The organism is Devosia sp., from assembly GCF_024707125.1.
Lineage (GTDB): Bacteria > Pseudomonadota > Alphaproteobacteria > Rhizobiales > Devosiaceae > Devosia.
In genome coordinates this window covers 456,231-476,821 of record NZ_JANQAH010000009.1, presented here as the reverse complement: position 1 = coordinate 476,821, position 20,591 = coordinate 456,231, and the positions used below count along the sequence as shown (strand labels likewise).

The following is a 20,591-nucleotide window of genomic DNA, read 5'->3' as shown; positions in this document are numbered from 1 at the left end:
GGGCCCCGGCGCCAAGCCGGGGCCACACTGGACGCCCCGAGGCATCCGCGGCTTTTCAAGCCAACCCGAGCCGCGCTACAAGACGCGTCGCGAAGTGGGGACGAGATGGCTACCTATACCGATATTGCGCGGCGAGTTTACAACCACACCTGGAAGCTCGATCCGATCATCCGCAGCCTGCTCGACACGGACTTTTACAAGCTCCTCATGCTGCAGATGATCTGGGGGCTCTATCCCAAGGTCGATGCCACCTTCTCGCTGATCAACCGCACCAAATCGGTGCGCCTCGCCGAAGAAATCGACATCGACGAGCTGCGCGCCCAGCTCGACCATTGCCGCACTCTTCGCGTCAGCAAGAAAGAGATGATCTGGCTGGCCGGTAACACCTTCTATGGCTCCAAGCAGATTTTCCAGCCCGGGTTCCTGCGCTGGCTCGAAAATTTCCAGCTCCCCGAATATCGGCTGGAAAAGCGCGACGGGCAGTTCGTGCTCGAATTCCCCGGCCTCTGGGTCGAAACCTCGATGTGGGAAATCCCGGCCCTCGCCATCATCAACGAGTTGCGCAGCCGCGCCGCGATGAAGAGCTACGGCCCTTTCACCCTCGACGTCCTCTATGCCCGCGCCAAAGCAAAAATGTGGGAAAAGGTCGAGCGGCTGCAAAAGCTGCCGGACCTCAAAATTTCCGATTTCGGCACCCGCCGCCGCCACTCCTTCCTCTGGCAGCGCTGGTGCGTGGAAGCGCTCAAGGAGGGGATCGGGGAAAATTTCACCGGCACCTCCAATGTGAAGCTCGCCATGGACACCGACCTCGAGGCGCTGGGCACCAATGCCCATGAATTGCCCATGGTGCTGGCGGCCCTGGCGCGTTCCGACGACGAGCTGCGCGAGGCGCCCTATCGCGTGCTGCAGGATTGGAAGAGCTATTATGGCGGGAACCTGCTCATCGTCCTCCCCGACGCCTTTGGCACCGATGCCTTCCTCCGCGATGCGCCCGACTGGGTCGCCGACTGGACCGGCTTCCGCCCCGATAGCGCGCCGGCCATCGAAGGCGGCGAGCGAGATCATAAAGTTCTGGGAGAGCCGCGGCCGCGACCCACGCGAAAAGCTGCTGATCTTTTCCGACGGGCTCGATGTCGACATGATCGAGGAGGCCTATCTTCATTTCGACGGTCGCGTGCGCATGAGCTTTGGCTGGGGCACCAATCTCACCAATGACTTCGAGGGCTGCGCGCCCGCACCCAATCCCGGCCTCGATCCGATTTCCATCGTCGCCAAGGTCAGCGAGGCCAATGGCCGTCCGGCGGTAAAGCTTTCGGACAACCCGGCCAAGGCGACGGGCGAAAAGAACGAAATCGAGCGCTATATCAGCGTCTTCGGCGATGCCGGCCGCGTGGAGCACGCCGTCCGCGTCTGATCCCCTGACATCAATGCCGTGAAGAAACCCGCTTGTGGAGAAACCATGAGCGGGTCGGCGCATTAATGCCTCATGAACCAACTAGGGCCAGTTTCGGCAATGGGGGCTCCCATGGAGCCGAATATGAGTCTTGAACTGATCGACATCGCCCTCTTCGAGCGCCACGACCACCCGCGGCTTGCCAATCGGGTGACGGGCAAGGTGAAAGCGGTCCTTACGGAAACGATCGATGGCCGCGAACAGCGGCACGAATTGCTCATCCCCGCCTGGATCGAGCGGGAGGATGGCATGGACGAGGGCGACATCGACCTCGCCCTCATGGTGAAGGCGGCCAAAATCGTCGGGCGATTGAAGGCGCGGCTGGCGGATTAGTCCTTCGGCCGCGCCGTCCTGGCGATGGACTGCAAAAACATGCGATCCGAGGGCGAAAGGCCCATCGGAATATAGGCCGGGGCCGGCGCAACAGTGCCCGACGCCCGGTGGCGATAGGCGGGAGCCGTCGCGAAATGACGGGCCTGGGCTGATAGTGCGGCAAGTTTCTGCCGCTTCTCGCTGCGCACGAAGGCAAAAAGGGTGACCGCCGCAATCAGCGCGATAGCGATAATTTGCCAATCCATGTCGGCCTCCTTGAACGAGGCCAACATAGCTAACGAAGCGTTAATTCCGAAGCAAAGCCCGGCGTTAAGCCTAATGCCTAAACTTGCGCGGATACCGGCAGCGGCAGGTCGCGATTGAGCGCCACCAGCATGGCGCGCACCTCGTGCTCGGCGGCCTTGGTGACGACCTTGCGGTCGGCACCATGGGCCAAAACCTGCGGCGTACCGAAGGCGACGGTCACGTCCTTCATCGGCCCCGAGAGAATTTCCATGATGTTCTGCTTGACCGACTTGGACTTGATCCAGGCGACCAGCGACCGCTCATTGCGGCTGATGGGCAGGCCGTGGAGTTTTGTATAGGCGACGGTAAGGGGCTGGATGTTCACTTCCGTGGCGCCCGCTGCCTCCATGGCGTGCTGGGCCGCGCCCACCAGGGCCGAGCGGAACGGCAGCACATGGGTGCCGATATCGGACTGGCCTTCGGCAAACAGCACCACGGCATTGCCGTCCGCCATGTGCCTGCCCATGGCTTCAGCGGTGCGCCCCGTGCCGGAGCGGCGGGTGCGGTCGACGAAAATGGTCTTTTGCAGCTTCGCCATCATGCTCACGAAGGGCCATTTGGCGATTTCCTGCTTGGCCACGAAGGTCACCGGCGCGGCCGAGCCGATGGCAATGATGTCGGTCCAGGAAATGTGGTTGGAGACCAGCAGCGTCGGCCTTCCCTTGGCCGGCGTACCGATGACGGTCACCCGCAGGCCCAGGAACAGACACCCCATTTTGTGGAAGAGCTGCGGCAGCACCGGCCAGAATGGCAGTTTCAGCGCGACGATCAGGGCCTGGCTCGGAATCACCACCAGCAGGAAGGGCACAAAGAGAAAAATGAAAAACAGGCAGCGGCGGATCATTATTCGGACTTGTCCTTGCTGCCCGCCTTGTCCGTCAGCGGCACAGCGTAGAGTTCGAGGCGATGGTCGACGAGGCGGTATCCCAGCCGCTTGGCGATCACTTCCTGAATGGCTTCGATTTCCTCGTTGCGGAACTCGATGACCGTGCCCGACCGGATGTCGATCAGATGGTCATGATGCTCGTCGGGAATCAGTTCGAACCGGGCGCGGCCATCCTTGAAATCGTGCTTGGTGACGAGCCCGGCTTCCTCGAAAAGGTTGACGGTGCGGTAGACGGTCGACAGCGAAATTCTGGGATCGGTGGCCGAGGCGCGACGATAAAGCTCTTCGACATCAGGATGATCGGAGCTTTCCTCGATCACGCGCGCGATGACGCGGCGCTGGTCGGTCATGCGCATGCCGCGCGCTACGCAGGCTTCCTCCAGGGTCGGATCGGACGGCGTCTTGCTCAAGCCATGTCTCCTTGCCTAGCCGGTTTCGGCATCGGGTTACCCAAGATCGCGCGTCATGACAAGCGCAGTGGCCGCACTGCCATCGGCCTTGGCATAGTAGCCCTTTCGCGATGAAACCGTCGAGAAGCCAAGCTTTTTGTAGAGTTTGATGGCCGGTTGGTTCTGCTCGTCGACTTCGAGGAACATTTTTCGCGCCGGCGACATCATCAGGTCGGCAAAGACTGCGTCGAGCAGCGCCCTGCCAACCCCCTTGCCGCGCCATTTGGGATCGACCGCGATGGTGAGAAGTTCGCTTTCATCGGCCACGAGCCGGATCAGCGCAAAGCCGGCAATACGGCGCTTGGCGTCACAGGCGACATAAGTGGGTGTCGATTTGTCATCGAGAAACCCCAGAAAATCAGCGACCGGCCAGCCGCGGAAAAAGCCCTGCGCATGCAATTGCGCGAGGCGCTGCGCGTCCTTCAGTTCGGCCGGTTCGATATGCAGCCCATGCGGGGCCATCCAGAGCTTGTCCATCACACCCGCCTCGGAATTTTAGCCGCATCCTGCGGTTTTGCGTCGGCATCGCGGATATAGGCAGCGTGTGGCGGATACAAAAGCGGATCAGCCGACCCGGCAAAGCGCACCATGGCGGCCAGATCGACAAAGGGCTGCTCAATCAGCGTCACACCCGGCACAACACGGCCGCGCGCCTCCTCGAGGGGCAGCAGCATCGGCTCCGTCTCGGCAATGCCCGGCGCCGAAAAAGCCTGAAAATAGGCCTCGCCTCGGCGCGCATCGAGCAAGACGGTCACGGGCCCCGAATCCACGCCCAGTGACAGGGAAAGCAGGCTGGGAATCCCAAGCACAGGCAGCTTTCGCGCCAGCCCCAATCCGCGCGCCGCGGAAAGGCCGATGCGCAGCCCGGTGAACGAGCCTGGCCCGGTCGTGACAGCAATCCGCTCCACATCGGCATGACCAAGACCATTGCGCGCCAGCAGAACTGCGAGGCGATCGAACAAGATTTCGGCATGACCCGTCGCGATATCATCCACGCTGACATCGGTCGCACCATCTGCCCGCAAGACGGCCAATTGCAGGCGCGGCGCGGCAGTATCGATGGCCAGGGTGATGGGCGGTGTCGTCATTCTCGCTCCTCGTCGACAGCGACGTTCGGGCATTCTGGCTCGTAACGCCAGCGCGAGCCTGAGTCCACTGCCTTGACGCCCCCCCTCCCTCGGGGCGACCTTCCCCGGCATGTGCCGTGATTCGCGTCTGCCCCCATCATGATCAAGCCCGTGACCTGGCTGGCCGAAACCACCATGCTCAGCCATGGCTGGCAGCGCTTTTGCATCCTGCTTGTGGCCGGTGCCGTCGCCGGCCTCTCGGTGCCGCCGTTCTTCGTCTTGCCCGCGCTCTTTGTCGCCATGCCCATCTGGGTCTGGGCGCTCGATGGCGCCGAGCGCAAGCGCAACTGGTTCCGGCGAATCTTTGGGCCCGCCTTCACCATCGGCTTTGCCTTCGGCTGGGGCTATTTCCTCGTCGCCTTCCATTGGCTGGGCGCCGCCTTCTTCGTCGATGGCGGTTTTATGCTGGCCCTCATGCCCTTCGCCATCGCCGCTCTCGCGGCCTTGATCGCCCTCTTCTGGGGCCTTGCCAGCGCCCTGGCCCATCTCTTCTGGAGCCACGGCGCCGCGCGCATCGTCACGCTCTCGTCGTTCCTGGCCGTCGCCGAGTTTGCCCGTGGCCATGTGCTCACCGGCTTCCCCTTCGATCTCCTCGGCTATGCGCTGACCGGCACCGACGAACTCATGCAATTGGCCTCGGTGATCGGGGTCTACGGCCTGACCTTCCTCGCCCCGCTCCTCGCCATGACGCCGGCCCTGATCTGGCCCGCCGACGACCGCCCGATGAGCCGCCGGCTCTTTCCATTCTTCCTCGCCCTCGCCGTCATTGCCGGGCAATTGGCCTATGGCTGGAACCGCCTCTCCGGCACCGTTTCCACCGAGCGGCAGGACGTCGCCATGCGCCTCGTCCAGCCCATGGTCTATGAGCATGCCGATTTCGGCAATGTCGACCCGGTGGCGCTGATCGATCGCCTGCTCATGCTTTCGGACATGCGCATGGACCCGACCGATCAGGGCCTTGCCGATATCACCCATCTCGTCTGGCCCGAATCGAGCGTCCCCTTCTTCCTCGAAACCTATCCCGACGCTTTGGCGCGCATCGCCCGCATGCTGCCCGAAAACGCCACGCTGCTCGCCGGCGTCCCACGTCAGATTTTTGGGCTCGACGGCGAAGCGCCGCGAGGCGCGCCCTATAATTCGCTCGTCGCCATCAATACCGATGGCGAAATCATCGCCAGCTACGACAAGTCCCACCTCGTCCCCTTCGGCGAATACCTGCCGTTCCAGGACATTCTTTCCCGCGTGGGCATCAAGCAGTTCGTGCCCGGCGCCGATGGCTGGTCGCATGGCGATGCGCGCCGTCGACTGATGGAATTGCCGGGGACCCCGGCCTTCCTCGCGCTGATCTGCTACGAAGTGCTGTTCTCGGGCGATCTCGGCGACACCGCCAATGCCCAGTTCATTCTCAATGTGACCAATGACGCCTGGTTCGATGGCTCCATCGGCCCGGCCCAGCACGCCCATCACGCGCGCCTCCGCGCCGTCGAGGAAGGCATGAGCCTCCTCCGCGCCGCCAATACCGGTCTGACCTTCGCCACTGACCCACTTGGGCGAGTGACAGCGCAGTTGGTGCCCGGGCAAATGGCGGCGCTCGACGTGCGCCCGCACCAGCGCCTTGCCCCAACCATCTTTGCCCAGCTGCGGCACTATCCGCTCGCCATCGCCATCATCGCCGGCATCCTCATCGGCTTCGTCGCCTCGCGGCGCGGACGCCGGAAACTGCCGGAGTAGCGAAACAAAAAAGCCCCGGAAAACCGGGGCTTCTTTTTTTGCAAACGACAGTCCGGCTTTAGTGCCAGGTCTGACGGTCATACCAGGTGTCGATATCCTTGCGGACCTCGTCCTTGGCCTTGCCGTAGCGCTCCTGAATCTTGCCTTCGAGCTGCTCGCGTTTGCCGTTGATCTCGGTCAGATCATCGTCAGTGAGCTTGCCCCACTGCTCCTTGACCTTGCCCGAGACCTGCTTCCAGTTACCTTCAACGCGGTTCCAGTCCATGAAAAGCTCCTTTGGTTATGAAGGGCTAATCCCTGGACAGAGGAACAGGTTCCGAAACGTGATCGGCCTCGCGCCTCTGTGAGCGTGCCGCGCTGATCTCGTCCTTGGGCACATGACCATGCACGCGAACGCCCTTGAGCAGCAGCCGCAAGGCTTCCCAATGGATGCCGGCGGTCACTTTCAAGGTCATCAGCGGATGGCTGAAAAACAGTTTTAGAAGGTTCGCGTCAGTGAAGTCGCGGCGTGTGCCGGAAAAGGCGGCATAGAGCAGCGGTTCACCCGCCTCGGTTTCATTGATGGCAATGCGAACGCGCTCTTCTGGCGGCACGATCTTGAACTGGTAGCGGCAGTCGAGACCAATGAATGGCGACACATAAAATTCCTTGTCGGCTTCCTGTTTACCACCGACAGGCAGCACGTATGTGTGGCGCTCGCCAAAAGTATTGTGCACTTCGTAGATCGTGGCGATCGGTTTGCCGCTGATGTCATCGCAAAACCAGACGCTGAGCGGATTGAAGACATAGCCGAGAATGCGCGGATAGCAGAGCAGTCGAATTCGTGCTGGCGCGGGCAGGCCCGCCTCCCGCAACTGCGCCGTGGCCCACTCCCGCAGGCCCTGGCCCTGCCCGTGATCTGTCGAGTTAAAGGCAAACAACGCCCTTCGATCCCAGCCGAAGTATTTCAGGCAATCGAGTTCCGGCAGCTCGTCGAGATCTATCAGGATCGAAAACACGCGATAGCGCAGCCTATGCCGCTTCGGCCGGTGCCGTTGATGCACCACCTCCCCGACATAGATGGCCGAGCCCGTCATCACGCAACGAGGCTCGCGAGCGGGGCCAGGGTAATGCGGCCGGAGGGATCTGGCACGATCCAGGGACGCGGCAGCGCCCCCATATCCTCGGCGGCGGCAAGCCCGGCCTGCAGGCCATCCTCGTGAAACCCGCGGCCAAAATGGGCGCCGCAATACCAGGTGTTTTTGTAGCCCTGGATGCGCCAGAGGTTTTCCTGCGCGGCGATCGCCTTGGCGTCGAAAAGCGGGTGCGTATATTCGAACCGGGCGATTTCCTCGCGAGGACTTTCGGGCGGATTAAGGGTCACAAAGAGATCGCGCCCTTCCAGATGCTGCAGCTTGTTCATCCAGTAGGAGACACAAAGCGGGCCCTCTGTGGCGGTCGACGAGATATAGTTCCAGCAGCACCAGACCTTCTTGCGGCGCGGCATATAGCTCGCATCGGCATGCAGCACGGCGAGATTCCTGGTGTACTCAAACGCGCCCAGCAGCTCGCGCTCATCCCTCGCCGGCTCGTCGAGCATGGCCAGCGCCTGATCGGCGTGGGTGGCGATCAGGATACGGTCGAACCGATCTTCATGACCGTTCCGATCCCGCACGGTGACACCACTCGCATCGCGGAAGACTTTTGCGACCGGCGACGACAAGCGCACCTCGCCCGAAAACTGTTTCAGCAGCGCATTGATATAGACCCGGCTGCCGCCCTTCACCGTGCGCCAGAGCGGTCGCGCTGTCAGGAGAAGCAGGCCATGACTTTCGAAAAAGCGCACAAAGGCAAGCAGCGGATAGGAGCGTATGTCATTGGCCGAGGACGACCAGATGGCCGCGGCCATGGGGAGCAGGTGATCGTCGACAAAGGAGCGCGAATAGCGTTGCGCCCGCAAGTATTCGTCAAGCGTCATGCCATGCATATCCGGCCGCTCGAGCACGGAAGGCGCTTCGCGATAAAAGCGGATGAGATCGCGCAGCAACGCCCAGAAGCGCGGGCGAAACGCATTGCGGCGCTGCGCCAGCATGCCGGCAAGCCCCTCGCCGCAATATTCGAACGTGCCTTGATCCAGTGAGGCCGAAAACGACATTTCCGTCGATACGCTCTCGACCTCGAGATGGCGCATCATGGCGACAAAATTGGGATAGTTCCGGTCATTGTAGACGATGAAGCCGGTATCGACCGGCCCCGTCCCGGGCACATCCACGGTATTGGCATGGCCACCGACATAGTTCGCCGCTTCGTAGAGCACCACGTCATTGGATTTTGAGAGCAGCCAGGCCGCTGAAAGGCCGGAAACGCCGCTGCCGATGACGGCAATCCGCTGGCGCGTCGGTTGCGGTCCGGAAAAGGCACCCGCGGAATGAAACATGATCTGGTCCCGTCTGTTTCATGCAGATACGGGTGCCGGAGGATTTTAGATCACTCCAGGGCTCATATTTTTGGCCCAAGCGAAATTTCGTCGCGCCGGTGATCCACGGATTTGATCGCGCCGTAGATTGCGGCATGACACTGGCAATTTACCCACTGACCGGGAAGTGCAACGATGGCGCGGCGATGATGCGCCCCCAACGTGCTGCGCCCCGCAAGGACAAAACCCGGCAGGTCATGACCACGGACCAGAATCAAGACGGCTCCCTCCCCAACGATCTCAGCACCAAGCTCGTGGCCATTGCCGCCTCGGCCGACATGGTCGCCTTCGAAGCGCTGTTCCGCGAGTTTTCGCCGCGCATCCGCGCCTATCTCCTCAAGATGACGCGCGACGCGCAGGCTTCCGAAGACCTGATGCAGGAAACCATGATCGCCATCTGGCGCAAGGCCGGCCAGTTCGACCCCGCGCGCGGTCATGCCTCGGCCTGGATCTATACGATCGCGCGAAATATCTGGATCGATGCCTGGCGGCGCCAGCGCCGGCCGGTCTTCGACCCCGACGATCCGGCGCTGGTCGCCGACCCCGAACCCGATGCCCCAAAGCTCATGGAAGCCAAGGAAAACAGCGCCGCCGTGCATGCGGCGCTCAAGAACCTGCCCAAAGAGCAAGTGGAGCTGATCAAATTGTCCTTCTTCGACGAGGCCTCCCACAGCACCATTGCCGAACGGCTCGGCCTGCCGATCGGCACGGTCAAGTCGCGCATCAGGCTGGCCTTTGGCCGCCTGCGCACGGCGCTGGAGGATCTGAAATGACCATCCGCCATCACATCAACGACGATCTCCTCCTCGCCTATGCCTCGGGCAACCTTGCCGAAGGCTGGTCGCTGGCCGTTGCCTGTCATCTCGCCATGTGCCCCGAATGCCGGCGCAAGCTCGCTGTGGCGGAAGCCACCGCCGGCGCCCTCTTGGAAGAGCTGCCGCCCGAACCCGGTCCCGAAAATTCCTGGGACCGCCTCAAGGCCCGCCTTCTTTCCGAGCCGCAGGAAGCCGCTGAGCCGGTGAAACGTCCAGCCAAGGCCACTCTGCCCGAACCCCTCCGCACCTATCTCGGCGGCGATCTCGACACGCTCAAATGGCGCAGCATGGGCACGGCCAAGCAGATCGTCATCCGCACCAATGACAACGAGACCCAGGTCCGGCTCCTGCGCATCGGCGCCGGCACGCCCGTGCCCGAGCACACCCATGGGGGCCGCGAATTGACCCTGGTTCTCACCGGCCGCTTCCACGACGAGGTCGACAGTTTTGGCCCCGGCGATCTCGAAGACGCCGATGGCTCGCTGACGCATCAGCCGGTGGCGGATCCCGAGGAAGATTGCATCTGCCTCGCCATCACCGACGCGCCGCTAAAATTCCGCTCCCGCTTCATGCGGATCATCCAGCCGTTCCTCGGCATTTAAGGAGAAGACTATGGCTGGCATTTCGCTCCTGACGCTCCTCGCCGCCTATGCCGGCGCCGCCGCGGTTTTCTTCGCGCTCGATTTCCTGTGGCTCTCGGTCATCGCCATCGGCTTTTATCGGGCCGAAATCGGCACGCTGCTGCTCGAACGCCCCAATTTCGTGGCGGCCGGGGCCTTTTACCTGTTCTACGTCGCCGGCATTGTCGGCTTTGCCGTGGTCCCGGCGGTGTCGGCCCAGTCCTGGCTCTGGGCTGTCATTGCCGGTGTCGCCCTGGGCCTGATCGCCTATGGCACCTATGACATGACCAATCTCGCGACCCTCAAGGATTGGTCCTGGAAGGTCAGCGCCATCGACCTTTGCTGGGGCGGCTTCCTCAGCGGGTTTGCGGCCCTGGCCGGCTACTGGGCTGCCCGCCTCACCGCTTGAGTTTTGCCGCGATCGGCAGCGAGATCGCATAGGGCAGAATGCCAAGCAGCCGCAGCGGCCAGATCAGCCGCCGCGGAAAGGCAATTTCAAAACTCTTTCCGTCGAGCCCGCGTACAATGCGCTGGGCCGCATCCTCGGGCTCAAGCAGGGCCGGCATGTCAAAATCGTTCTGATCGGTCAGAGGCGTGCGCACGAAGCCGGGCGTCACGAGCCGCACGTCGACCTCGGGGGCGAGTTCAACGCGAAGACTCTGTGCCAGGTTGACGATGCCCGCCTTGGTCGCCGAATAGACCTGCCCCTGCGGCAGCCCAAAGAGCGCCGCGGCCGAACCGAAAAGCACCAGCTGCCCGCCTTTTCGCAGGTTTCCGGCCGCGCAACGGGCGACATTGAACGTCCCCGTCAGATTGGCCGCAAAAATCGCCTCGGCCTTTTTCTGGTCGGCCTTGAGCACCGGACCCGGATCATAGCCCGCCGCCGTGACGATGACGCGATCAAACGGCCCATGCGCCGCTGCCGCTCGTTCCAGGGAAACGGGATCAACCACATCGGCCACAACAAAAGCGTGCCCGGCGCCAAGCTCGGCAACCACCGTATCAAGCGCGTCCTGCTTGCGCCCAGACACGACGATTCGCGCGCCCCTTCGCGCATAGGCTTTGGCTAGCGCCATACCGATGCCGCTGCCGCCGCCAATGATCCAGATTTTTTCGCCCGTCGCAGCCATGCCAAATCTCCTTGTGTGAAAGAGATACGAGCCGCCAAACCATTTGGATGCGCGAGAAGAAACCCAAAAACACGAAAGCCCCGGACCGGAAGGTCACGGGGCTTTTCGCATCGAGAAATTGGTGCCCAGAAAAGGACTCGAACCTTCACGCCTTGCGGCACACGGACCTGAACCGTGCGCGTCTACCAATTCCGCCATCTGGGCGACGGGCGTGTAACTAGGGCCCAGCCAATTCAAAGTCAACGGGCTTATGACGGTTTTTAGAAGTTTGCCCCATCCCAATGCTTTATCGCGTCCTTTTCGATCCTTGGCGGGTTTTCCAGGCAGTTCACATTGATCATGTACATCGCGTTGCCCTTGCCGTCGGAGCCCCGGGCAAAGGACTCGATTCCGCAGGTCTTGCAGAAGAGATGGTCGATCATTTCGGTGTTGAACCGATAGGTGGTCAGGTTCTCCGCCCCGGAAAGCAGCGTGAAATCGGCCTCCGGCATGGATTGCATGACCCAACCCAGCCGCCGGCAGCGCGAACAGTTGCAATCGCCCAGGCCCGAAAAATCGGTATGGGCTGAAAAGCGCACGGCGCCGCAATGGCACTGGCCCTGATAATCCTGTTTTTGGGGCATGATGTTCTCCTTCTAGAACAAAAGAAGAACAAATCCTGTCAGGAGTCAAGCGCGGGAATATCACGAATTCCTCGACATTGGCGGCTTTGCTGGGATAGAAGCATTCCAAACTTTGTGCCCAAACGCCTTGCCGGAGTCCAAAATGGATCGCTTCTCGCCCAAACTCGCTACTGTCTTCGGCGGTTCGGGATTTGTCGGGACCCATCTGGCCCAGGTTCTGGCCCGCGCCGGTTATCGCGTGCGCCTCGCGGTGCGCCGTCCCGATCTTGCCGGTGACGCCAAAATGCTCGGCGGCGTCGGCCAGATCGTGCCGATCCAGGCCAATATCCGCAACGAAGCTTCCGTGCAGCGCGCCGTTGCCGGTGCCGATGTGGTCATCAATCTCGTCGGCCTTGGCTATGAAGCCGGCAAGCAGACTTTTAAGGCCGTAAACGTCGACGGTGCCGCCACCATCGCCCGCTCCGCCAAGGCAGCCGGTGTCTCCGCGCTGGTTCACCTCTCCGCGCTCGGCGTCGATGTGGCCGCCGAAGTCAGCGCCTATGCCGCCAGCAAGCTTGCCGGCGAAGAGGCCGTCTTGGCTGCCTATCCGCAGGCTGTCATTCTGCGGCCCTCGCTGATGTTCGGCCATGGCGACGGCTTCTTTAACAAGATGGGCGCCCTGGCCCGCGGCCTGCCGGTCATGCCGGTGATTTCGGGTTCCTCGCGCTTCCAGCCGGTGCATGTCGGCGACGTGGCCGAAGCCATCGTCGCTGCCGCCGAAGGCAAGGTTAAGACGGGCAAGGTCTACGAACTCGGCGGCCCCACGGTCGAGACGCACAAGGACCTCCTCGCCCGCGTGCTGCGAGAAACCGGTCGCAATCGTCCGCTCGTCGCCCTGCCCTCCGGCATTGCCAAGCTTTTTGCCCTGCCCTTCGCGATCCTGCCGGTGGCTCCGCTGGTGACTGCGGATCAGATCGAACTGCTCGGCGTCGACAATGTCGTCTCCGACGCGGCCATCAAGGACAAGCGCACCCTTGCCGCCTTCGGCATCGAGCCGACCTCGATGGATGCGATCCTGCCGCAATATCTGTGGCGTTTTAGCAAGCACGGCCAGTTCGACCGCCCCAAGACCGGCGACGTCTCATTGGCAAACAGCCGATAAAAGAATCGTTTTGATCATGTCTTCGTCCCGAAACCGCTAGGCACTTTCGGGAGACATGCTGTAGTTCCGGGGCAGCAAGCCCCGGACTGTCATGACCTCAACCGCCAAAATCGAGTACCTCGGCCATAAGGGCGAGGGCGTCGCCCATATTGATGGCGAGCGCGTTTTTGTTCCCTTCGCCCTGCCTGGCGAGGACATCAACCTTACGCGCGAAGGCGAGCGCGGCACGCTGGTCGAGGTTTTGACCCCGTCTGCCGACCGGCAAGCCCCCTTCTGTCCCCATTACGGCGCCTGCGGCGGCTGCCAGCTCCAGCATATGGCGCCGGAAGCCTATCGCGCCTTCAAGACCAGCCTTGTCGAAACCCCGCTTTTGCAGGCGGGCATAGACGCCAAGGTCGAAAAATTCGTTGATGCGGGCGGAGCCGGGCGCCGTCGGGCGACGCTGCACGCCCGCAAAGACGCTGCCGGCTATATGCGGCTACGTAGTCACGATCTCCTCGATCTCGACACCTGCCCCATTCTCGTGCCGGCGCTGAAACCGGCCTCCGACATTGCCCGCGCCATTGGCGCCATGATCGGGCCTTGCGATGTCAGTCTTACCGCCACCAATACCGGCCTCGATGTCTCGGTAAAGAGCAGCGTGAAGGGGTTGAAAGGCGACCGGCTGATTGCCCTGGGCAATCGCTTCCGTCTCGCCCGTCTCGCCTTCAATGGCGAAATGCTGTTCCTCGCCCAGATGCCGCGGGTCACCATGGGCCGGGGCGATGTCGAACTCCCCGTGAGCAGCTTTTTGCAGGCGACGAGCGAGGCCGAACAGGTTCTCGCCGACTACGTCACTTCGGCCGTCGGCAAGGCCAAATCGGTCGCCGATCTCTTCTGCGGCGTCGGCCCCTTCGCGCTGCGGCTCGCCGAAAAATCGACCGTCTTTGCCGCCGATAGCGACAAGCCGGCTGTCATGGCGCTGGACAAGGCCGTTCGCTATGCCAAGGGTGTTAAGGCCGTAACGGCCAAGACGCGCGACCTCTTTCGCGAGCCCCTCACCCGTTTCGAGCTCAATTACGATGCCGTGGTGCTCGATCCGCCCCGCGCCGGCGCCGAGGCTCAGGTCAAGGAAATCGCCGCCTCAAAACTCAAGCATGTGGTGATGATCGCCTGCGACGCCAAAAGCTTTGCCCGCGATGCGGCCCTCTTGGTGAAGGCCGGATTCGCCCTTTCCGACCTCGTGGCGGTCGACCAGTTCACCTGGTCGACCCATATCGAAATAGCTGCCACTTTCAGGCGCCAAAACCCCTAAATTCCAAGCAATGTCTGGGGCCAGACTAAGGCAAGTGTTCACAAATTTGGCCTTGGCGAGCCATCAAACACCAGCGAAATCACTGACATTTCTCAAGTTTTTACGAAATCTTAGTTTGGCCGATTTTTATGGTTCTATTCACCATGAAACCTTCGGCCGCCATTGGCGTTGGGCCACTACACAAACATGACAAAAGGGTGCTTCTGGCGCGGTGTTGCGTTGCAGCGAGGACATCCTTTCGGAGAGAAACCAATGCTACGTTATGCACTCGCCCTTCCCATTGCCCTCACCTTCCTTGCCTTTCCCGCCGCCGCCCAGAATGTGAACCCCGCCGGTTCCTGGGTGGATAATTTTGGCACCTCCTTTGAATTTTCGCTCTGCGGCGACGGTACCGCGCTTTGCGGCGTCCTCAAGGATATTCAGGGCAAATCCCGCACGCCCGACAATCTTGCTTATGTGAACAAGCAGGTCGTGTCGGCCCAGCAGGTCGCTTCCAATGAGTGGAAGGGCACTGTGGTCTATGATGGCGCCAAGGCTGCCGCGACCGTGAAGCAGGTTTCGCCCGATACGATCAAGATCACCGGCTGCCGCGCCGGCATCTTCTGTCAGACCCTGACCTTTAATCGCGTCTAAAAGACCAAAGCGCGTCGCGCTTTATCGGTCTCGCTCCCTCGGGAGGAGCAAAAGGCCGCGCACCGGAGCCCTCCCGGTGCGCGGCCTTTTGTATTTTTGGGCTTTGAACGCCAGCTGAAATCAGCAGACCGTTGCGACCCGCTCCTTGATGACGGCAAGCACTTCGTCGCCGGGGCGCTTCCACCAGTTGTCCTGGCTGAAAATTTCGACCTCCTGCGGACCAAAGAACCCCGCGTCCTCGATCATTTTCCGAATGGCCGGCAGGTCGATGACGCCGTCACCCATCATGCCGCGATCGAGCAGCATATCCTTGGTCGGCACCAGCCAGTCGCAGATGTGGTGGGCAAAGATACGCTTCATGCGGCCCGCCCGGGCGATAGCCTTTGCAAGGTTCGGGTCCCACCAGACATGGTAGACGTCGATGGCAACACCAACCGTCTCGCCCAGCGTTTCGCAGATATCGAGCGCCTGATCGATCGTGTTCACGCAGGCCCGGTCGGCCGCATACATCGGATGCAGCGGCTCGATGGCGATCTTTACGCCTGACGCCCTGGCATGGGGCAGCATGGCGGCAATGCCATCGGTCACCATCTGGCGCGCCGCCGGCAGGTCTTTTGACGAACCGGGCAGGCCACCGACCACCAGCACGAGGCAATCGGCATTGAGCGCGGCGGCTTCATCGATAGCGCGCAGATTGTCATCGATCTGCTTCTGGCGACCCTCGGCCGTTTCCGCCGGGAACATGCCGCCACGGCAGACACCGGTCACCTGCAAGTTGTTTGCCTTGACGATGCGCGCCGCCTCATCAAGACCGATAGCCGCGATCTGATCGCGCCAGGGCGAAATGGCGGTGATCCCGGCGCGCAGGCACCCGTCCACCGCTTCGGCAAAACCCCATTGCTGACGCGTCGTGGCAAGATTGAGCGAGATTTTTCGGGCGGTCATGCGGACACCCCATGAACAGCGAGGACATCACGCATACGCCTGGTCGCCAGTTCCGGATCAGCCAGCACGCGGGCCTTGTCAGCAAGGCGGAAGAGTTCGCTGAGGTGCTGCAGCGAACGGGTCGATTGCTGCCCGCCGATCATGGCGAAATGGTCCTGCAGCCCGTTGAGATAGGCAAGGAAGACCACGCCGGTCTTATAGAACCGCGTCGGGGCCGCAAAGATATGTCGGCTCAGTGGCACGGTGGGTTCCAGAATATCGAAGAACTCTGCCTTGTCGCCGCGACCGAGCGCCGCGAGACCCGCTGATGCCGCCGGGGCAATGGCATCAAAGATACCGAGAAGGGCATGAGAATAGCCCTGGTCGTCGCCGGCGATGAGTTCGGCGTAATTAAAGTCGTCGCCCGTATACATTTTCACGCCTTCCGGCAGGCGGCGGCGCATGGCGATTTCTTTCTCGGCCGAAAGCAGGGAAATCTTGATGCCGTCGACCTTGTCGGCATTGGCGGCGATAACATCGAGGCAGACATCCATGGCCGCGTCATGGTCGATATTGCCCCAATAGCCCTGCAGGGCCGGGTCGAACATTTCCCCGAGCCAATGCATGATCACCGGCTGTTTTACATTGGACAGCACATGGCCATAGACACGGGCATAATCGTCCGGCGACTTGGCCGCAGCAGCCAGCGCGCGGCTCGCCATCAGAATGACCCGACCGCCTTCGCCCTCGACAAAGCCGACCTGCTCGTCATAGGCGCGCAGAATATCGTCAATGGTCACATCCGGCCCCGGCGCCAGATGATCCGTCCCCGCGCCATAAGCGATCAGGCTATCGTCACGCGTCCGCGCTTCGGCCTGGGCGCGACGAATGAGTTCCTTGGCTTCCGTCCAGGTGAGCCCCATGCCCCGCTGGGCGGTATCCATGGCTTCGGCCACGCCAAGCCCGAGATCCCACATGCGATGGCGGAATTTTAGGGTCGTGTCCCAATCGATCGCCGGCGCAAGCCAGGGATCGTTCACCGCCAGGGGATCGGCCACGACATGCGCCGCCGAATAGGCGATGCGCGGAAAATCGGTCGACTTGAATTTGACGAAAGGGATCGGGTCGCCGGTCAGCGTATAGGGGCTGATGGAGCGGTCGGGATTGGGCAGGTTGATGGTCGGCATGGCGGGCTTCCCCCTCATCCGGCGCTACGCGCCACCTTCTCCCCGAGAGGGAGAAGAATGGTCCGGCGCCTGTTGCAACTCGGTGCCCCCATTCCTCTCCCACCTGGGGAGAGGGTGGATCGGCCGAAGGCCGAGACGGGTGAGGGGGATTTCCCGTCCAGCGCTGATCAAAATTCCAGCTTCGGCACGTCGAGCCAGCGGCGCTCGGCCCAGCTCTTCAAACCGAGTTCGGCCAGCTGCACGCCCTTGGCGCCGGCTTCGAGGCCATAAGGCCACGGCGCGTCCTCGGCCACATGGCGCAGGAACATTTCCCACTGCACCTTAAAACCGTTATCGGCCGGCCAGTTGTCCGGAACCTCTTCCCAATCGTTGAAGAAGTTCATGGTCTGCGGCTGGTCGGGGTTCCAGACCGGCTTTGGCGTGTTGACGCGATGCTGGGTCCAGCACTTGTGCAGACCCGCCACCGCCGAGCCCTTGGTGCCATCAACGTGGAAAGTGACAAGATCGTCGCGGCGGACGCGGGTGGTCCAGCTCGAATTGATCTGGGCGATCACGCCGCCTTCGAGTTCGAAGGTCGCATAGGCCGCGTCATCGGTATCGCACTTGAAGCGCTTGCCCTGTTCGTCGACGCGCTCGGGAATATGCGTCGCGCCGAGGCAGGAGACGGCCTTCACTTCGCCAAAGAGATTGTCGAGCACATAGCGCCAGTGGCAGAGCATATCGAGGATGATGCCGCCGCCATCGTTCTTGCGATAGTTCCAGCTCGGGCGCTGCGCCTTCTGCCAGTCGCCTTCAAACACCCAATAACCGAATTCGCCGCGCACCGAGAGGATGTCGCCGAAAAAGCCGGAATCGCGCAGCATCTTGATCTTCATCAGGCCGGGCAGGAACAGCTTGTCCTGCACCACGCCATGCTTCAGCCCCGAAGCGCGGGCGGTCTTTGCCAGGTTCACGGCAACTTCAAGATCATCCGAAGTCGGCTTTTCGCAATAGACATGCTTGCCGGCGGCCAGCGCCTTTTCGAGGAGGCCCGCGCGCATCAGCGTCGTGCCGGCATCGAAAAAGATCGTGTCATCGGGATTGGCGAGCGCGGCATCGAGATCGCTGCCCCAGCGGGCAATATTGTGCTTCTTGGCGAGGCGCTCGATCTTGTCGGCATCGCGACCGACGATGATCGGGTCAACAACCAGTCGATCGCCATTGGCGAGCGCAATGCCCCCTGATCCCGGATCGCCAGGATGGAGCGCACCAGGTGCTGGTTGTAGCCCATGCGCCCCGTGACGCCATGCATGATGATGCCGATACGCTTTTCCGCCATTCATTCCTCCGGCCGCTTTGCGGTGTAACTGATTGGTTACTTACATATCGCCGGCTCATGGCAGCGTCAAGCCGGATCGTGCCGCAAAATTGCGGGGGAGGGCGCACTCATCATACCACCAGCCGGTTACTTGTACTTGACAGGCATGGGGGTGCCGCCCAAACTTCAACCAATGGTCCGAAGCGGCCGAGGAGACTTTTTCGGGGGGCGTGCGGCCATGGGGCGGAATATTGCTATTGAGCGCCTCTATGGCGCTGCTTTACCGCCCGGAATCCGGCTGCTATTGGCCACACCGACTTTCCGCGCCCAGTAAAAATTTGATCCGGCGGTACCAAGACGTGTCAGACACAAGTTCAACCGCCGCGGCCGAGCCGCCCAGCAGCAAGCCGGAGCCAGCCGCCAAGCGCACCCGCAATTCGGCGAAAACCAAGGCGTCCATTCTCTCGGCTGCCCGCGTCGAATTTGCCGATCGCGGTTTTGAGGGCGCGCGCGTTGACGCCATTGCGGAACGGGCCGGCGCCAACAAGCGGCTGCTCTACCACTATTTTGGCAACAAGGAAGATCTCTACCGGGCCGTGCTGCTCGATGCCTATCAGGAGATCCGCAAGGGCGAGCGCGCCCTGAGCCTCGATCAATATGATCCGGCCCAGGCCATGGACCGCCTGGTGCGCTTCACCTTCAGGCATTTTCTCGCCAATCCCTGGTTCCCGCGCCTGCTCGGCACCGAAAACATCGAGAATGCGCGGTTTTTGAAAACCCTGCCCGACATCAAGGCGCTGCATTCCCCGCTCGTCGGCCAGATCGCCGAAATCATCGCCCGCGGCAATGAAGCCAATATTTTCCGGCGCGATGTCGATCCGGTGCAGCTCTATATTTCCGTCGCGGCGCTGGGCTTTTTCTATGTGTCGAACACGGCGACGCTGTCCGTGATCTTCGAGCGCGACCTCTCCAGCGTCGCCATGGTGCAGGAGCGCGAGGCCCATGCCGTGCAGATGGTCCTCGATTACCTGAAGACCAAGCCGGGGGCCTGAGGCCGTCGCGTATTTGATTTCCTGATTTATCCGTCGTCGTCACCACCGGGCCTGTCCCGGTGGTCCATGCGGAGGCGAGATGGATTGCCGGGATAGGCCCGGCAATGACGACAGCGGAAAGATTTGGTCATTTCGTCCGCTAGAGCGAGACGACGCCGACCTGACGATGGACCTCAGAGGTCCACATCATCCTCGCCCAGCGCATCCACTTCCGCGGCGGCGCGACGCAAAATTTCCGCCGCCCGACGCTGATGCTCTTCCGAGCCATGCCGCGCCTTGCGGATTGCCGCCTTCAACGCCTTTCGCGCCTGATCCAGCTCCGGCACCGCGTCATGCAGCGGCCGATCCTCACCCCCGCGATGCGGCGGTTCATTGCCATCTTCCGGACGACCGCCAAACGGCCAGTCGGCCCGCACAAATTCGCGGAAGCGGTTGAACTGCTCGCCGGTACGGGCCAGGAAATCCAGCGTGGAAGCCACGGCCTCGCGGTTTTCATTCAGATGCGCCCGGCCTTCCTCGGTGATTGTATAGAGCTTCTTGTTGCCCTCGGCCGAAGAGGTGACATAGCCGGCCTCTTCCAGATAGGTAAGCGCCGGATAGACGATGCCCGGGCTCGGTGAATAGACGCCGTTGGACCGCTCTTCGATGGCCTTGATCAGGTCATAGCCATGCCGGGGCTGCTGCTCGATGAGATAGAGCGCCACGAGCCGCACATCGCCCGAAGCGAGCATGCGCCCGACGCGAAAATTGCCGCCGAGCTGGCCGAGATCTTCTTCACTAAAATTCTGGAATTTGCCCCAGCCGCGACGCGCCATCTGCTCAAAACGCCGCCAATTGGGTTCGCCATTGCGCCAGTAAGACATGATGTGTCTCCGATATGTTTTGTTCCTGATCAAGGAGGTCGGAACCAGCGAAGACAGTTTCAAGATATATCTTATGAAAGAATCGTAATGTGATCGGCTTGGGTGCGCGCGGTTTCGCACCTTGCACCTCCCGTCAGGGAGTGTTCGGGATGCCCACTGCCCTTTTTGATTTTCACGGTGTCATTCCCGCGAAAGCGGGAATCTCCGTTTCAAAACAGGGATTCCCGCGGGAATGACACCGTGGACGGAAACCAAGTGCGCGAGTAATCCGAAATTACCACGCGCCCTTGGAG

Annotated in this window: 22 protein-coding genes, 1 tRNA gene and 2 pseudogenes; 10 read left to right on the top strand and 15 right to left on the bottom strand. The window is 61.8% G+C overall.

The features are described from left to right. Positions 1–105 precede the first annotated feature (105 nt). Positions 106–1,414: pseudogene (gene pncB, locus NVV77_RS12385) on the top strand (nicotinate phosphoribosyltransferase). Positions 1,415–1,537: 123 nt separating this feature from the next. Continuing rightward, on the top strand, positions 1,538–1,786 hold the full coding sequence (locus tag NVV77_RS12380; protein WP_295413611.1) for a hypothetical protein: 249 nt from the start codon (positions 1,538–1,540) through the stop codon (positions 1,784–1,786). Here NVV77_RS12380 and NVV77_RS12375 read toward each other — a convergent pair. From NVV77_RS12375 to tsaB, 5 genes are all read right to left on the bottom strand, one after another. Continuing rightward, positions 1,783–2,031 (bottom strand): hypothetical protein, encoded by a 249-nt coding sequence (locus NVV77_RS12375; protein ID WP_295413609.1) that lies wholly within the window; start codon positions 2,029–2,031, stop codon positions 1,783–1,785. The genes NVV77_RS12380 and NVV77_RS12375 overlap by 4 nt on opposite strands. A 77-nt stretch (positions 2,032–2,108) precedes the next feature. Beyond that, positions 2,109–2,915, bottom strand: coding sequence for a 1-acyl-sn-glycerol-3-phosphate acyltransferase (locus NVV77_RS12370; RefSeq protein WP_295413607.1), 807 nt, complete (start codon positions 2,913–2,915; stop codon positions 2,109–2,111). Then, positions 2,915–3,313, bottom strand: coding sequence for a Fur family transcriptional regulator (locus tag NVV77_RS12365; RefSeq protein WP_295414449.1), 399 nt, complete (start codon positions 3,311–3,313; stop codon positions 2,915–2,917). Before NVV77_RS12365 ends, NVV77_RS12370 begins: the two co-directional genes overlap by 1 nt. A 90-nt stretch (positions 3,314–3,403) precedes the next feature. Further along, the gene (rimI, locus tag NVV77_RS12360; RefSeq protein ID WP_295413604.1) at positions 3,404–3,883 is read right to left on the bottom strand and encodes a ribosomal protein S18-alanine N-acetyltransferase; all 480 of its coding nucleotides are present in this window, start codon (positions 3,881–3,883) and stop codon (positions 3,404–3,406) included. Then, positions 3,883–4,494, bottom strand: coding sequence for a tRNA (adenosine(37)-N6)-threonylcarbamoyltransferase complex dimerization subunit type 1 TsaB (tsaB, locus tag NVV77_RS12355; RefSeq protein WP_295413602.1), 612 nt, complete (start codon positions 4,492–4,494; stop codon positions 3,883–3,885). The genes rimI and tsaB overlap by 1 nt, the downstream gene beginning before the upstream one ends. A 138-nt stretch (positions 4,495–4,632) precedes the next feature. Here tsaB and lnt point away from each other — a divergent pair, with 138 nt between their 5' ends. Further along, complete coding sequence (gene lnt / locus NVV77_RS12350) at positions 4,633–6,264, top strand: apolipoprotein N-acyltransferase (RefSeq protein ID WP_295413599.1); 1,632 nt, start codon at positions 4,633–4,635, stop codon at positions 6,262–6,264. A gap of 58 nt (positions 6,265–6,322) precedes the next feature. Here lnt and NVV77_RS12345 read toward each other — a convergent pair whose 3' ends face one another. Genes NVV77_RS12345 through NVV77_RS12335 form a run of 3 tightly spaced genes read right to left on the bottom strand, consistent with a single transcriptional unit; the run spans position 6,323 to position 8,680 of the window. After that, positions 6,323–6,529, bottom strand: coding sequence for a CsbD family protein (locus NVV77_RS12345; protein WP_295413596.1), 207 nt, complete (start codon positions 6,527–6,529; stop codon positions 6,323–6,325). Between the two features lie 25 nt (positions 6,530–6,554). Continuing rightward, the gene (locus tag NVV77_RS12340) at positions 6,555–7,340 is read right to left on the bottom strand and encodes a DUF1365 domain-containing protein (RefSeq protein ID WP_295414448.1); all 786 of its coding nucleotides are present in this window, start codon (positions 7,338–7,340) and stop codon (positions 6,555–6,557) included. Continuing rightward, on the bottom strand, positions 7,340–8,680 hold the full coding sequence (locus NVV77_RS12335; RefSeq protein ID WP_295413594.1) for an FAD-dependent oxidoreductase: 1,341 nt from the start codon (positions 8,678–8,680) through the stop codon (positions 7,340–7,342). The genes NVV77_RS12340 and NVV77_RS12335 overlap by 1 nt, the downstream gene beginning before the upstream one ends. 134 nt (positions 8,681–8,814) lie before the next feature. Between NVV77_RS12335 and NVV77_RS12330 the strand changes: the two genes are divergently transcribed. From NVV77_RS12330 to NVV77_RS12320, 3 genes are read left to right on the top strand one after another with little or no spacing between them, the layout of a single operon-like run. After that, positions 8,815–9,492, top strand: coding sequence for a sigma-70 family RNA polymerase sigma factor (locus tag NVV77_RS12330; protein WP_295413591.1), 678 nt, complete (start codon positions 8,815–8,817; stop codon positions 9,490–9,492). After that, the gene (locus NVV77_RS12325) at positions 9,489–10,136 is read left to right on the top strand and encodes a ChrR family anti-sigma-E factor (protein WP_295413589.1); all 648 of its coding nucleotides are present in this window, start codon (positions 9,489–9,491) and stop codon (positions 10,134–10,136) included. Before NVV77_RS12330 ends, NVV77_RS12325 begins: the two co-directional genes overlap by 4 nt. Positions 10,137–10,146: 10 nt before the next feature. Next, a complete protein-coding gene (locus tag NVV77_RS12320; RefSeq protein WP_295413586.1) occupies positions 10,147–10,563 on the top strand; it encodes a DUF2177 family protein in 417 nt (138 codons plus the stop codon). Here NVV77_RS12320 and NVV77_RS12315 read toward each other — a convergent pair. From NVV77_RS12315 to NVV77_RS12305, 3 genes are all read right to left on the bottom strand, one after another. Continuing rightward, the gene (locus NVV77_RS12315) at positions 10,553–11,284 is read right to left on the bottom strand and encodes an SDR family NAD(P)-dependent oxidoreductase (protein WP_295413583.1); all 732 of its coding nucleotides are present in this window, start codon (positions 11,282–11,284) and stop codon (positions 10,553–10,555) included. The two genes, NVV77_RS12320 and NVV77_RS12315, sit on opposite strands and share 11 nt — an antisense overlap. A gap of 119 nt (positions 11,285–11,403) precedes the next feature. After that, positions 11,404–11,488 (bottom strand) — tRNA-Leu (locus NVV77_RS12310). Between the two features lie 56 nt (positions 11,489–11,544). Continuing rightward, on the bottom strand, positions 11,545–11,907 hold the full coding sequence (locus NVV77_RS12305) for a GFA family protein (RefSeq protein WP_295413580.1): 363 nt from the start codon (positions 11,905–11,907) through the stop codon (positions 11,545–11,547). Positions 11,908–12,049: 142 nt separating this feature from the next. Between NVV77_RS12305 and NVV77_RS12300 the strand changes: the two genes are divergently transcribed. From NVV77_RS12300 to NVV77_RS12290, 3 genes are all read left to right on the top strand, one after another. After that, entirely contained in the window at positions 12,050–13,048 is a 999-nt protein-coding gene (locus tag NVV77_RS12300) for a complex I NDUFA9 subunit family protein (protein WP_295413577.1), read from the top strand. Between the two features lie 91 nt (positions 13,049–13,139). Further along, complete coding sequence (locus NVV77_RS12295) at positions 13,140–14,342, top strand: class I SAM-dependent RNA methyltransferase (RefSeq protein WP_295413574.1); 1,203 nt, start codon at positions 13,140–13,142, stop codon at positions 14,340–14,342. 252 nt (positions 14,343–14,594) lie between these two features. Next, positions 14,595–14,975, top strand: coding sequence for a hypothetical protein (locus NVV77_RS12290; protein ID WP_295413572.1), 381 nt, complete (start codon positions 14,595–14,597; stop codon positions 14,973–14,975). A 120-nt stretch (positions 14,976–15,095) separates the two neighbouring features. On the opposite strand, the gene NVV77_RS12285 is transcribed toward NVV77_RS12290, so the two are convergent. From NVV77_RS12285 to NVV77_RS12275, 3 genes and pseudogenes are all read right to left on the bottom strand, one after another. After that, positions 15,096–15,920: a sugar phosphate isomerase/epimerase gene (locus tag NVV77_RS12285; RefSeq protein ID WP_295413570.1), complete on the bottom strand. Its 825-nt coding sequence runs from the start codon at positions 15,918–15,920 to the stop codon at positions 15,096–15,098. Further along, entirely contained in the window at positions 15,917–17,086 is a 1,170-nt protein-coding gene (locus NVV77_RS12280) for a dihydrodipicolinate synthase family protein (RefSeq protein WP_295413567.1), read from the bottom strand. The genes NVV77_RS12285 and NVV77_RS12280 overlap by 4 nt, the downstream gene beginning before the upstream one ends. A gap of 167 nt (positions 17,087–17,253) precedes the next feature. Continuing rightward, positions 17,254–18,404, bottom strand: a pseudogene (locus tag NVV77_RS12275) (Gfo/Idh/MocA family protein). A 338-nt stretch (positions 18,405–18,742) separates the two neighbouring features. On the opposite strand from NVV77_RS12275, the gene NVV77_RS12270 reads away from it, so the two are divergent. Beyond that, on the top strand, positions 18,743–19,435 hold the full coding sequence (locus NVV77_RS12270) for a TetR/AcrR family transcriptional regulator (RefSeq protein WP_295413546.1): 693 nt from the start codon (positions 18,743–18,745) through the stop codon (positions 19,433–19,435). Between the two features lie 173 nt (positions 19,436–19,608). Here the strand turns inward: NVV77_RS12270 and NVV77_RS12265 are convergent, their stop codons facing one another. Further along, positions 19,609–20,298 (bottom strand): PadR family transcriptional regulator, encoded by a 690-nt coding sequence (locus NVV77_RS12265; RefSeq protein ID WP_295413544.1) that lies wholly within the window; start codon positions 20,296–20,298, stop codon positions 19,609–19,611. Positions 20,299–20,591: the final 293 nt, after the last annotated feature.

What these genes read in the sequence shown, in the direction of transcription:
- NVV77_RS12345 (WP_295413596.1), bottom strand. Translation starts at nt 6,529, where the DNA reads ATGGACTGGAACCGCGTTGAAGGTAACTGGAAGCAGGTCTCGGGCAAG.
- NVV77_RS12375 (WP_295413609.1), bottom strand. Translation starts at nt 2,031, where the DNA reads ATGGATTGGCAAATTATCGCTATCGCGCTGATTGCGGCGGTCACCCTT.
- NVV77_RS12330 (WP_295413591.1), top strand. Translation starts at nt 8,815, where the DNA reads ATGACACTGGCAATTTACCCACTGACCGGGAAGTGCAACGATGGCGCG.
- NVV77_RS12315 (WP_295413583.1), bottom strand. Translation starts at nt 11,284, where the DNA reads ATGGCTGCGACGGGCGAAAAAATCTGGATCATTGGCGGCGGCAGCGGC.
- rimI (WP_295413604.1), bottom strand. Translation starts at nt 3,883, where the DNA reads ATGGACAAGCTCTGGATGGCCCCGCATGGGCTGCATATCGAACCGGCC.
- NVV77_RS12320 (WP_295413586.1), top strand. Translation starts at nt 10,147, where the DNA reads ATGGCTGGCATTTCGCTCCTGACGCTCCTCGCCGCCTATGCCGGCGCC.
- NVV77_RS12265 (WP_295413544.1), bottom strand. Translation starts at nt 20,298, where the DNA reads ATGTCTTACTGGCGCAATGGCGAACCCAATTGGCGGCGTTTTGAGCAG.
- NVV77_RS12365 (WP_295414449.1), bottom strand. Translation starts at nt 3,313, where the DNA reads ATGCGCATGACCGACCAGCGCCGCGTCATCGCGCGCGTGATCGAGGAA.
- NVV77_RS12300 (WP_295413577.1), top strand. Translation starts at nt 12,050, where the DNA reads ATGGATCGCTTCTCGCCCAAACTCGCTACTGTCTTCGGCGGTTCGGGA.
- tsaB (WP_295413602.1), bottom strand. Translation starts at nt 4,494, where the DNA reads ATGACGACACCGCCCATCACCCTGGCCATCGATACTGCCGCGCCGCGC.
- NVV77_RS12295 (WP_295413574.1), top strand. Translation starts at nt 13,140, where the DNA reads ATGACCTCAACCGCCAAAATCGAGTACCTCGGCCATAAGGGCGAGGGC.
- NVV77_RS12285 (WP_295413570.1), bottom strand. Translation starts at nt 15,920, where the DNA reads ATGACCGCCCGAAAAATCTCGCTCAATCTTGCCACGACGCGTCAGCAA.
- NVV77_RS12370 (WP_295413607.1), bottom strand. Translation starts at nt 2,915, where the DNA reads ATGATCCGCCGCTGCCTGTTTTTCATTTTTCTCTTTGTGCCCTTCCTG.
- NVV77_RS12280 (WP_295413567.1), bottom strand. Translation starts at nt 17,086, where the DNA reads ATGCCGACCATCAACCTGCCCAATCCCGACCGCTCCATCAGCCCCTAT.
- NVV77_RS12380 (WP_295413611.1), top strand. Translation starts at nt 1,538, where the DNA reads ATGAGTCTTGAACTGATCGACATCGCCCTCTTCGAGCGCCACGACCAC.
- NVV77_RS12305 (WP_295413580.1), bottom strand. Translation starts at nt 11,907, where the DNA reads ATGCCCCAAAAACAGGATTATCAGGGCCAGTGCCATTGCGGCGCCGTG.
- NVV77_RS12335 (WP_295413594.1), bottom strand. Translation starts at nt 8,680, where the DNA reads ATGTTTCATTCCGCGGGTGCCTTTTCCGGACCGCAACCGACGCGCCAG.
- NVV77_RS12290 (WP_295413572.1), top strand. Translation starts at nt 14,595, where the DNA reads ATGCTACGTTATGCACTCGCCCTTCCCATTGCCCTCACCTTCCTTGCC.
- NVV77_RS12325 (WP_295413589.1), top strand. Translation starts at nt 9,489, where the DNA reads ATGACCATCCGCCATCACATCAACGACGATCTCCTCCTCGCCTATGCC.
- lnt (WP_295413599.1), top strand. Translation starts at nt 4,633, where the DNA reads ATGATCAAGCCCGTGACCTGGCTGGCCGAAACCACCATGCTCAGCCAT.
- NVV77_RS12340 (WP_295414448.1), bottom strand. Translation starts at nt 7,340, where the DNA reads ATGACGGGCTCGGCCATCTATGTCGGGGAGGTGGTGCATCAACGGCAC.